General features: G+C 62.9%; 9 protein-coding genes. 7 read left to right on the forward strand and 2 right to left on the reverse strand.

What is annotated here, in order from left to right:
• Genes nuoI through nuoN form a run of 6 tightly spaced genes read left to right on the forward strand, consistent with a single transcriptional unit; the run spans position 1 to position 6255 of the window.
• Complete coding sequence (nuoI, locus tag HS968_RS13700) at positions 1-549, forward strand: NADH-quinone oxidoreductase subunit NuoI (protein WP_106740964.1); 549 nt, start codon at positions 1-3, stop codon at positions 547-549.
• Positions 550-559: 10 nt separating this feature from the next.
• Positions 560-1069: an NADH-quinone oxidoreductase subunit J gene (gene nuoJ, locus HS968_RS13705; protein ID WP_119691375.1), complete on the forward strand. Its 510-nt coding sequence runs from the start codon at positions 560-562 to the stop codon at positions 1067-1069.
• Positions 1066-1374: an NADH-quinone oxidoreductase subunit NuoK gene (gene nuoK / locus HS968_RS13710; RefSeq protein ID WP_106740960.1), complete on the forward strand. Its 309-nt coding sequence runs from the start codon at positions 1066-1068 to the stop codon at positions 1372-1374. The genes nuoJ and nuoK overlap by 4 nt, the downstream gene beginning before the upstream one ends.
• A complete protein-coding gene (gene nuoL, locus HS968_RS13715) occupies positions 1371-3221 on the forward strand; it encodes an NADH-quinone oxidoreductase subunit L (protein ID WP_182366421.1) in 1851 nt (616 codons plus the stop codon). The genes nuoK and nuoL overlap by 4 nt, the downstream gene beginning before the upstream one ends.
• A 15-nt stretch (positions 3222-3236) precedes the next feature.
• A complete protein-coding gene (gene nuoM / locus HS968_RS13720; protein WP_179624873.1) occupies positions 3237-4766 on the forward strand; it encodes an NADH-quinone oxidoreductase subunit M in 1530 nt (509 codons plus the stop codon).
• 19 nt (positions 4767-4785) lie between these two features.
• Positions 4786-6255, forward strand: a complete 1470-nt coding sequence (gene nuoN, locus HS968_RS13725) for an NADH-quinone oxidoreductase subunit NuoN (RefSeq protein WP_182366423.1) — start codon at positions 4786-4788, stop codon at positions 6253-6255.
• Positions 6256-6372: 117 nt separating this feature from the next.
• On the opposite strand, the gene tam is transcribed toward nuoN, so the two are convergent.
• The gene (gene tam, locus HS968_RS13730; RefSeq protein ID WP_182366425.1) at positions 6373-7134 is read right to left on the reverse strand and encodes a trans-aconitate 2-methyltransferase; all 762 of its coding nucleotides are present in this window, start codon (positions 7132-7134) and stop codon (positions 6373-6375) included.
• A 327-nt stretch (positions 7135-7461) separates the two neighbouring features.
• Between tam and HS968_RS13735 the strand changes: the two genes are divergently transcribed.
• Positions 7462-8469 carry a TRAP transporter substrate-binding protein gene (locus HS968_RS13735; RefSeq protein WP_119691381.1) on the forward strand — a complete coding sequence of 336 codons (1008 nt, stop codon included), beginning with the start codon at positions 7462-7464 and terminating at the stop codon, positions 8467-8469.
• On the opposite strand, the gene HS968_RS13740 is transcribed toward HS968_RS13735, so the two are convergent.
• Positions 8447-10528 (reverse strand): putative bifunctional diguanylate cyclase/phosphodiesterase, encoded by a 2082-nt coding sequence (locus HS968_RS13740; RefSeq protein ID WP_182366428.1) that lies wholly within the window; start codon positions 10526-10528, stop codon positions 8447-8449. The genes HS968_RS13735 and HS968_RS13740 overlap by 23 nt on opposite strands.
• Between the last annotated feature and the right edge of the window lie 50 nt (positions 10529-10578).

The raw sequence follows: 10578 nt of genomic DNA on the forward strand, positions 1-10578 counted from the left end.
ATGTTCAAGTACATCTGGGGCATCCTGGTTGGCACCGCCACCCAGCTGCGCAGCTTGGCCATGGTGTTCAGCCATGGTTTTCGCAAGCGTGACACCCTGCAATACCCGGAAGAGCCCGTTTACCTGCCGCCGCGCTACCGTGGTCGCATCGTCCTCACCCGTGACCCCGACGGCGAAGAGCGCTGCGTCGCTTGCAACCTGTGCGCCGTGGCCTGCCCTGTCGGCTGCATCTCGCTGCAGAAGGCCGAGACCGATGACGGTCGCTGGTACCCGGAATTCTTCCGCATCAACTTCTCGCGCTGCATCTTCTGCGGCCTGTGCGAGGAGGCCTGTCCAACCACCGCGATCCAGCTCACCCCCGATTTCGAAATGGGCGAGTTCAAGCGTCAGGATCTGGTGTACGAGAAGGAAGACCTGCTGATCAGCGGCCCAGGCAAGAACCCGGACTACAACTTCTACCGCGTTGCCGGTATGGCCATCGCCGGTAAGCCGAAAGGCGCCGCGCAGAACGAGGCCGAGCCGATCAACGTGAAGAGCCTGCTGCCTTGAGGAGCTGCTGATGGAATTCGCTTTCTACTTCTGCGCCGGGGTAGCCGTTGCTGCAACGGTTGGCGTCGTCACCCACACCAACCCGGTGCACGCCCTGCTCTATCTGATCGTTTCGCTGCTGGCGGTATCGATGGTGTTCTTCAGCCTCGGCGCTCCCTTTGCCGGTGCACTGGAAATCATCGTCTACGCCGGCGCCATCATGGTGCTGTTCGTGTTCGTGGTGATGATGCTCAACCTCGGCCCGGCGGCGGTGACTCAGGAGCGCAAATGGCTGACGCCCGGCATCTGGTTCGGCCCGGCGATTCTCAGTGCGCTGCTGCTGGCGCAACTGTTGTACGCCCTGTTCATCCAGCCCAGCGGTGCAGCCATCGGCCACACCAGCGTCGAAGCCAAGGCCGTCGGCATCAGCCTGTTCGGCCCCTACCTGCTGGCCGTCGAATTGGCCGCGCTGCTGCTGCTCGCCGCCCTGGTAGCCGCCTTCCACCTGGGCCGCCACGACGCCAAGGAGCCAACCCTATGACCGGCATCCCCATGGAGCACGGCCTGGCACTGGCCGCTGCCCTGTTCAGCATCGGCCTGATCGGCCTGATGGTGCGCCGCAACATTCTCTTCGTATTGATGAGCCTGGAAGTGATGATGAACGCCGCCGCCCTCGCCTTCGTAGTGGCCGGAGCCCGCTGGGGCCAGCCTGACGGCCAGGTGATGTTCATCATGGTGATCACCCTGGCAGCCGCCGAGGCCAGTATCGGCCTGGCGATCCTGCTGCAGCTGTATCGCCGCTTCAATACCCTCGATATCGACGCTGCCAGCGAGATGCGCGGATGAATCTTCTAGCCCTGACTCTATTCTTCCCGCTGCTTGGCTGGTTCCTGCTGGCCTTCTCGCGCGGGCGACTCTCGGAAAACACCAGTGCTGTGATCGGCGTTGGCTCCATCGGCCTGGCCGCCGCCAGCGCGGCGGTGACCATTTTCCAGTTCCTTGGCAACCCGACAGCAGGCGGCTCTTACAGCCTGACCCTGTGGCAGTGGATGAACGTCGACGGCCTGGCGCCGAGCTTCACCCTGTACCTGGACGGCCTGGCCGTGACCATGCTCGGCGTGGTCACGGGCGTAGGCTTCCTGATCCACCTGTTCGCCAGTTGGTACATGCGGGGTGAGGAAGGCTATTCGCGCTTCTTCGCCTACACCAACCTGTTCATCTTCAGCATGTTGCTGCTGGTGCTCGGCGATAACCTGCTGGTGCTGTTCTTCGGCTGGGAAGGCGTGGGCCTGTGCTCGTACCTGCTGATCGGCTTCTATTACAAGCACGTGCCCAACGGTAACGCGGCGCTCAAGGCGTTCATCGTCACCCGCGTCGGCGATGTGTTCCTGATGATTGGCCTGTTCCTGCTGTTCCTCAACCTCGGCACGCTGAACATCCAGGAACTGATGGTGCTGGCGCCGCAGAAATACGTGGCCGGTGACACCTGGCTGTGGGTCGCCACGCTGATGCTGCTTGGCGGCGCGGTGGGCAAATCAGCCCAGTTGCCGCTGCAGACCTGGCTGGCCGACGCCATGGCCGGCCCGACGCCGGTGTCGGCGCTGATCCATGCAGCGACCATGGTCACCGCGGGCGTCTACCTGATCGCCCGTACCCATGGCCTGTTCCTGCTGACCCCGGAGATTCTCCATCTGGTCGGCGTCGTCGGCGGCGTGACCCTGGTACTGGCCGGCTTCGCCGCGCTGGTGCAGACCGATATCAAGCGCATCCTCGCCTACTCGACCATGAGCCAGATCGGCTACATGTTCCTGGCCCTGGGCGTCGGCGCCTGGGACGCGGCGATCTTCCACCTGATGACTCACGCCTTCTTCAAGGCCCTGCTGTTCCTCGCCTCCGGTGCGGTAATCCATGCCTGCCACCACGAGCAGAACATCTTCAGGATGGGTGGCCTGTGGAAGAAACTGCCCCTGGCTTACGCCAGCTTCATCGTCGGCGGTGCGGCTCTGGCTGCGCTGCCGCTGCTGACCGCCGGTTTCTACTCCAAGGACGAGATCCTCTGGGAAGCCTTCGCCAGTGGTAACAGCGGCCTGCTCTATGCCGGTCTGGCTGGCGCCTTCCTGACCTCAATCTACACCTTCCGCCTGATCTTCATCGCCTTCCACGGCGAACAGAAGACCGAAGCACACGCGGGTCATGGCATCGCCCACAACCTGCCGCTGATGGTGCTGATCGTGCTGTCGACCTTCATCGGCGCCTGGATCACTCCGCCACTCGCCGGCGTGCTGCCACAGAGCGTCGGCCATGCTGGTGGCGAGGCCAAGCACAGCCTGGAGATCGTCTCGGGCTGCATCGCCCTGGCCGGTATCCTCCTGGCGGCGCTGCTGTTCCTCGGCAAGCGCAGTTTCTCCACGGCGGTTGCGCAGAGCGCCCCGGGCCGCTTCCTGTCGGCCTGGTGGTTCGCCGCCTGGGGCTTCGACTGGCTCTACGACAAGCTGTTCGTGCAGCCCTACCTGCTGCTGTGCCGCCTGCTGCGCCGCGACCCGATCGACCGTGGTCTGCGTGTAGTGCCACTGCTGGCGCGTGGCGGCAACGCCCTGCTGTCGAGCAGCCAGACCGGCCAGACCCGCTGGTACGCCGTATCCATAGCGGCCGGCGCAGTGCTGGTACTCGCCGTCATCCTCTTTCTGAGCTAAGGAACGCAGCCTGTCATGATTCTGCCCTGGCTAATCCTGATTCCCTTCATCGGCGGCCTGCTCTGCTGGCAGCTTGAACGCTTCGGCAATGTGCTGCCGCGCTGGATCGCCCTGATCACCATGGGCCTGCTGTTCGGCCTGAGCCTGTGGCTGTGGCTGACCGGCGACTTCGGTCTGGCTCCAGCACCCGGCAGCGACCCGCGCTGGGCCCACGAATTCGTGGTGGACTGGATACCGCGTCTGGGTATCACCATCCACCTGGCGATGGACGGCCTGTCGATCCTCATGGTGGTGCTCACCGGCCTGCTCGGTGTGCTCTCGGTACTGTGCTCGTGGAACGAGATCCAGAACCGCGTCGGTTTCTTCCACCTCAACCTGATGTGGATTCTCGGCGGCGTGGTCGGCGTGTTCCTCGCGGTCGACCTGTTCCTGTTCTTCTTCTTCTGGGAAATGATGCTGGTGCCGATGTACTTCCTCATCGCGCTCTGGGGTCATAGCGGTAGCGACGGCAAGACCCGCATCACCGCCGCCACCAAGTTCTTCATCTTCACTCAGGCCAGCGGCCTGCTGATGCTGCTGTCGATCCTCGCCCTGGTGTTCGTGCACTTCAATCAGACCGGCCTGCTGACCTTCAACTATGCCGACCTGCTGAAGACCGAACTGGCGCCCGGCACCGAATACCTGCTGATGCTCGGCTTCTTCATCGCCTTCGCGGTGAAGTTCCCGGTGGTGCCGGTGCACTCCTGGCTACCGGACGCGCACGCCCAGGCCCCCACCGCCGGCTCGGTGGATCTGGCGGGTATCCTGCTGAAAACTGCGGCTTACGGCCTGATGCGCTTCGCCCTGCCGTTGTTCCCCAATGCCTCGGCCGAGTTCGCGCCGATCGCTCAGTGGCTCGGCGTGTTCGCCATCGTCTATGGTGCCCTGCTGTCGTTCGCACAGACCGACATCAAGCGCCTGGTGGCTTACTCCAGCGTCTCGCACATGGGGTTCGTGCTCATTGCGATCTACTCTGGCAGCCTGATCGCCCTGCAAGGCGCGGTGGTGCAGATGGTCGCCCACGGCCTGTCCGCCGCAGCGCTGTTCATCCTCTGCGGCCAGCTGTACGAGCGCATCCACACCCGTGACCTGCGCGAAATGGGCGGTATCTGGGCGCGCATGCCCTGGTTGCCGGCCGTCAGCCTGTTCTTCGCTGCCGCCGCCCTGGGGCTGCCGGGTACCGGCAACTTCGTCGGTGAGTTCCTGATTCTGCTCGGCAGCTTCCCGAGCGCGCCGTGGGTCGTAGTGCTGGCCGCCACCGGCCTGGTACTGGGCTCGGTGTATGCCCTGGCGATGATTCACCGCGCTTACTTCGGCCCGGTGAAGGTCGAAGCGGCGCTGCCAGGCCTCAAGGCGCGCGAGCTGAGCATGGTGCTCGGCCTTGGCGTGCTGCTGATTCTGCTCGGCGTTTATCCGCAACCGGTGCTGGACACCTCCGCTGCCAGCATGCACGGCGTGCAGCAGTGGATCGCGGGCGCCCTCAATCAACTCGCTTCGGCTCGGTAGCCTTATGGAACATCACGCTGTGGAATTCACGACCCAACACCTGATCGCCCTGCTGCCGCTGGTGGTCACCAGTGTGACCGTGCTGGTGGTGATGCTGGCCGTCGCCGCCAAACGCAATCACGCCCTGACGTTCATTCTCTCGGTCATCGGCCTGAACCTGGCTCTGCTGTCGCTGATCCCGGCCATGGGCGTGGCGCCAATCCAGGTCACCCCGCTTTTGCTGGTCGACAGCTTCGCCGGCTATTACATGGCCCTGGTGCTGGCCTCTACCCTGGCCTGCGTCACCCTGATTCATGCCTATCTGGGCGCTGAATCTGGCAAGGGCTATCCGGGCAACCGCGAGGAAATGTACCTGCTGATCCTGCTCTCGGCCGCTGGCGGCCTGGTGCTGGTCAGCGCACAGAACCTGGCCGGCCTGTTCATCGGCCTGGAACTGCTGTCGGTACCGACTTACGGCATGATCGGTTACGCCTTCTTCAACAAGCGCTCGCTGGAAGCCGGCATCAAGTACATGGTGCTGTCGGCCGCCGGTTCGGCGTTCCTGCTGTTCGGCATGGCCCTGCTCTATGCAGAGTCCGGCAGCCTGGCCTTTAGCGAAATCGGCGCGAGCCTGGCCAATGGCAACAGCCTGATCGTGGAAATCGGCATCGGCATGATGCTGATCGGCCTAGCCTTCAAGCTGTCGCTGGTCCCCTTCCACCTGTGGACGCCGGATGTCTACGAAGGAGCTCCTGCACCGGTGGCGGCGTTCCTCGCCACCGCCAGCAAGATCGCCGTGTTCGCCGTGCTGCTGCGGCTGTACCAGATCTCCCCGGCGACCGCTGGCGGCTGGCTGAACGAGCTGCTGACACTGCTCGCCGTGGCCTCGATCCTCTTCGGTAACCTGCTGGCGCTGCTGCAGAACAACCTCAAGCGTCTGCTCGGCTACTCCTCCATCGCCCACTTCGGTTACTTGCTGGTGGCGCTGGTCGCCAGCAAGGGCCTGGCCGTGGAAGCCATCGGCGTCTACCTCGCCACCTATGTACTGACCAGCCTCGGTGCGTTCGGCGTGATCACCCTGATGTCCACGCCGTACAGTGGCCGTGATGCTGACGCGCTGTACGAGTACCGCGGCCTGTTCTGGCGCCGTCCGTACCTGACCGCCGTGCTCACCGTGATGATGCTGTCGCTGGCCGGCATCCCGCTGACTGCCGGCTTTATCGGCAAGTTCTACGTGATCGCCGCGGGTGTCGAAGCGCAACTGTGGTGGCTGCTCGGTGCCATGGTGCTGGGTAGCGCCATTGGCGTGTTCTACTACCTGCGCGTGATGGTCACCCTGTTCATGCGCGAACCTAACCTGCATCGCCACGATGCACCATTCGACTGGGGCCAGCGTGCCGGCGGCATCATGCTGCTAGTGGTCGCCCTGCTCGCCTTCTTCCTCGGCGTCTACCCACAGCCGCTGCTGGAACTGGTGCAACAGGCCGGCCTCGTCGCCCTGGCGCAGTGAACGAAAAGCCCCGCAGATGCGGGGCTTTTTCATGGTCACTGAAAACTGTAGCCCGGATGTAGTCCCGGGAAATCGCTGCCTGGAAACACGCTCCCGGATTTCATCCGGGCTACGGGGTCAGCGCCGCGCGACCAGGAACAGACGCGGGAATGGCAACAGCACACGGCCATCGGCCTGTGCTGGATAAGCTTCACTGACGGCAGCCAGGTAGCGCTCGAGAAACGCAGCTTGCTGCTCGGCATCCAACGGTTGCAGGAACGGCCGCAGCGCCGTCGACTTGAACCACTCCACCACCGCTGCCGCATCATCGAGCACATGGAAATAGGTGGTGCGCCAGATATCCAGCTCACTGCAGTGCGGGCCCAAAATGTCGTAGTAGGCCTGCGCACTATGCCGCTGCGGATGACTTACCTCACCAACACGCGACGCCCATGGCCCGTCGGCCGCCACTTCGCGCGCCAGGCGATGGGCTGGCTCCTGCAGGTTGTCCGGCGTCTGGATCGCCAGCCAGCCTCCCGCAGCCAGTTGTGCGAGCAGGTGCGGATAGAGCCGGGCATGATCCGGCAGCCACTGCAGCGAGGCGTTGGCCAGAATCAGTTGCGGAGCCTCGCTGGCGCGCCAGTGTTGGATATCCGCCAGATCGAAGCGAATGTTCGGTAAACGCTCACGAGCCGCACGCACCATGTCTTCACTGTTGTCGAGGCCAAGCACGCGCGCCGTCGGCACATGCTCTTGCAGCACCTGCGTGGAGTTGCCTGGGCCACAGCCCAGATCCACGGCTAGGTCGATCCCGTGATTCGGCACTGAAGCAAGCAGGTCGTACACGGGTCGGGTGCGCTGACGCTCGAACAGACTGTATTGCTGAGCGGACCAACTCATCATCTGACTCCTCATGGCATCGGGGCTTGCAGAATAACAGGCTCTGCGCCGCCTCTAGCGAACGAACAACCGGCAAATTTCCGCTCCTGCTCAGCACATAAATGGCGGATATCCGCCATCCTCTGTGAGCCAGATCACAGCCTTTTTACCGCCGCGAGCAGGCTGGCGGAAACTCGCCACAATGGCATAACCCTTGCCACACAAGGCCCAGCTTTGCTCTGACGAACAGGTGCTGCCACGGCGTCTCTCGGCCTGATCCCACGACAAAGCCACCAACACGAGGCGGCCTCAAAGCCCCCACAACCGATAAGAAGAAAAGGTAGCAGTATGTTCAATTCGATCCGCGCCCTGGCCGTCTGCGCCCTGGCGTTAGCCTCTCTCAGCGCCACTGCGGTGCTGGCCGATGAACCTATCCTGATCAAGTTCTCCCACGTCGTCGCCGATAGCACGCCCAAGGGCCAGGGCGCCCTGCTGTTCAAGGAACTGGTCGAACAACGTCTGGCTGGCAAGGTTCGTGTCGAGGTCTACCCCAACTCCAGCCTTTACGGCGACGCCAACGAGCTGGAGGCGCTGCGCAACAACGACGTGCAATTGCTGGCACCGTCCCTGGCCAAGTTCGAGCAATACACCAAGCAGTTGCAGGTGTTCGATCTGCCTTTCCTGTTCGATGACCTCGAAGCAGTCAACCGCTTCCAAAAGCGCGCCAAGGGCCGCCAATTGCTGCGCTCGATGGAAGATCACAACATCGTCGGCCTGGCCTACTGGCACAACGGGATGAAGCAGCTCTCGGCAACCCGGGCGCTGAACCTGCCGGGCGATGCCAATGGTCTGAGCTTCCGTATCCAGCCGTCCGCTGTGCTGGAAGCGCAATTCGGCCAACTGGGCGCAAAAACGCAGAAACTGCCATTTTCCGAAGTCTTCAAAGCGCTGCAGAGCGGCCAGGTACAAGGCGCGGAAAACCCCTGGTCAAATATCTACAGCCAGAAACTGCACGAAGTGCAGCCCTTCATCAGCGAGACCAATCACGGCGTGCTCGACTACATGCTGGTGAGCAACTCACGCTTCTGGTACGGCATCCCGCATCAGGTACGCATGGAGCTCGAAAGCATCATCGACGAGGTCACCTATGCGGTTAACAAACAGGCCGAAGCCGCCAACCAGAGCGATCGCCAGCGCATCATCGATTCCGGTCGTAGCCAGGTGATCAGCCTCAGCGCCGAGGAACGTCAGGCCTGGCGTGATGCAATGCGCCCGGTGTGGCAGCAGTTCGAGCCGATAATCGGCAGCGACGTGATCAAGGCCGCGCAAACGGTCAATCGCAAGAAACGCGACTGACCGCACCCTCACCAGTGGGCAAGTGCTCAGCCGGTAGCGGATGGCCGAGCAGATAGCCCTGCAGTGAGTCGCAGCCCAGTTGGGTAAGAAACGCCTGCTGCTCGGGCGTTTCCACCCCTTCGGCGACGATACGCAGGTTCAACGCCTGCCCCAGCGCCACGATGGCGGAGACGATGGCGACGTCATCGCCGTCATGCTCCAGGTCACGTACGAAACCACGGTCGATCTTCAGCTCATTGGCTGGCAGGCGTTTGAGATAGAGCAGGCTCGAATAGCCGGTACCAAAATCGTCGATGGAGATATCCACGCCCATCTCGACCAGCCGCTCGAGAATCTCCTGACTGGCGCCCACATCGTGCATGGCGGTGCTTTCAGTGATCTCCAGGGTCAGGCAATTGGCCGGCAGCTCGTGGCGTGACAGGGTCTGCCGTACGTTCTCGACCAGCTCGCCGTGGCAGAACTGCAATGCCGAGAGGTTGACCGCGACGCGCCAATCCTCATGACCCTGCTCGTACCAGACGCGCATCTGTCGGCAGGCCTCGTCCAGTACCCATTCACCGATGGGAATGATCAGCCCGGTCTTCTCCGCCAGACCGATGAAGTGGATCGGCGCCAACAACCCCTGCTCTGGGTGCTGCCAGCGCAGCAGGGCCTCGGCGCCCAGCATGTGCCCGCTTTCGCTGGCGAATTTGGGTTGGTAATGCAGGCGAAACTCTCTGCGTTCCAGCGCCACACGCAGATCGTGCAACAACTGCAGTTGCTGCCGGGCGTTGGTGTTCATCGAACTCTCGAAGAAGCTGTAGCCGTTCTTGCCCAGGCTCTTGGCGTGGTACATCGCCGCATCGGCATTGATCAACAGCTCCTGCTGGTCGATGCCATCGCCGGGATACAGGGTGATACCGACGCTGGTCGACACCCGCAATTCATGCCCGTCTATGTCGAACGCCTGCCCCAGCAGGCCAACCACATGGCTGGCGACCTTGGCCGCATCGTCCGGATGGCGCAGCTCGGCCAGCAGCACGAACTCATCACCGCCGATCCGTGCCAGGCTGTCATGAGCCCGCAGATGGGCGCGCAAACGCTGAGCCACGGCTACCAGCAACAGGTCGCCGACGTGATGACCGAAGGCATCGTTGACGGGTTTGAAGCCGTCCAGATCCATGAACAGCAAGGCGAAGTAGCCGCCGTTGCGCTGCACCTTGAGAATACTCTGGCCAATCCGATCCTCCAGCAGCAGACGGTTGGGTAGCTTGGTCAGGCTATCGTGCAGAGCCAATTGAGTGAGTTCCTCATTGGCCTTGGCCAACGAACTGTTGAGCAGCTCCGTGCGCGCCTCAAGACGGGCGTCGAGAATCGACGTCAACAGGGCAATGGCCAACACGGCGAAGGTGGTGACGATTACCAAGCTGGCCAGCCAACGACTGTCCAGGCCGCTGAAGGCGGCGCCGCACAGGCTGCCCTCGGGAAAGCTCGCTGCAGCCATTCCGGTGTAGTGCATACCGACGATGGCGAAGCCCATGATCACCGCCGCGCCGGCTCGGGCCAGGCGCACATAAGGCGTATGGCGGCGCAAACGGAAGGCGATCAACAATGCCGCCCCCGATGCCGCGACCGCGATCAGCAGTGACAAGGCGAACAACAGCGGGTCGTAGTCGATACCTGGCTGCATGCGCATCGCCGCCATACCGATGTAGTGCATCGCGCCAATGCCCGCGCCCATGGCCAACGAGCCCAGCGCAATATGCCAAACAGGCAGTTCGGACTGGCTCACCAGCCACAGGGCGAAGCCCGAGGCGAGCATGGCGATGGCCAGCGACAGCAAGGTGATGGTCAGGTCGTAACCGAGGGGGATTGGCAGGCTGAAAGCAAGCATGCCGACGAAGTGCATCGACCAGATGCCGATGCCCATCGCCACAGCGCCACCACCGATCCACAGGACGCGCGCGGCGCCCTGGGCGCTGGCGATGCGCCCAGCCAGATCAAGCGCCGTATACGAGGCCAGAATGGCGACACAAAGCGAAAGCGCTACCAGGGATGAATCGTAACTACCAATCAGCATCGAAGGGCTCTGAGTAGAAAACGCACGACCGAAGGACGCTCTCCGCCCCA

Origin of the sequence: Pseudomonas berkeleyensis, assembly GCF_014109765.1 — a bacterium.
Taxonomy (GTDB): Bacteria; Pseudomonadota; Gammaproteobacteria; order Pseudomonadales; family Pseudomonadaceae; genus Aquipseudomonas; species Aquipseudomonas berkeleyensis.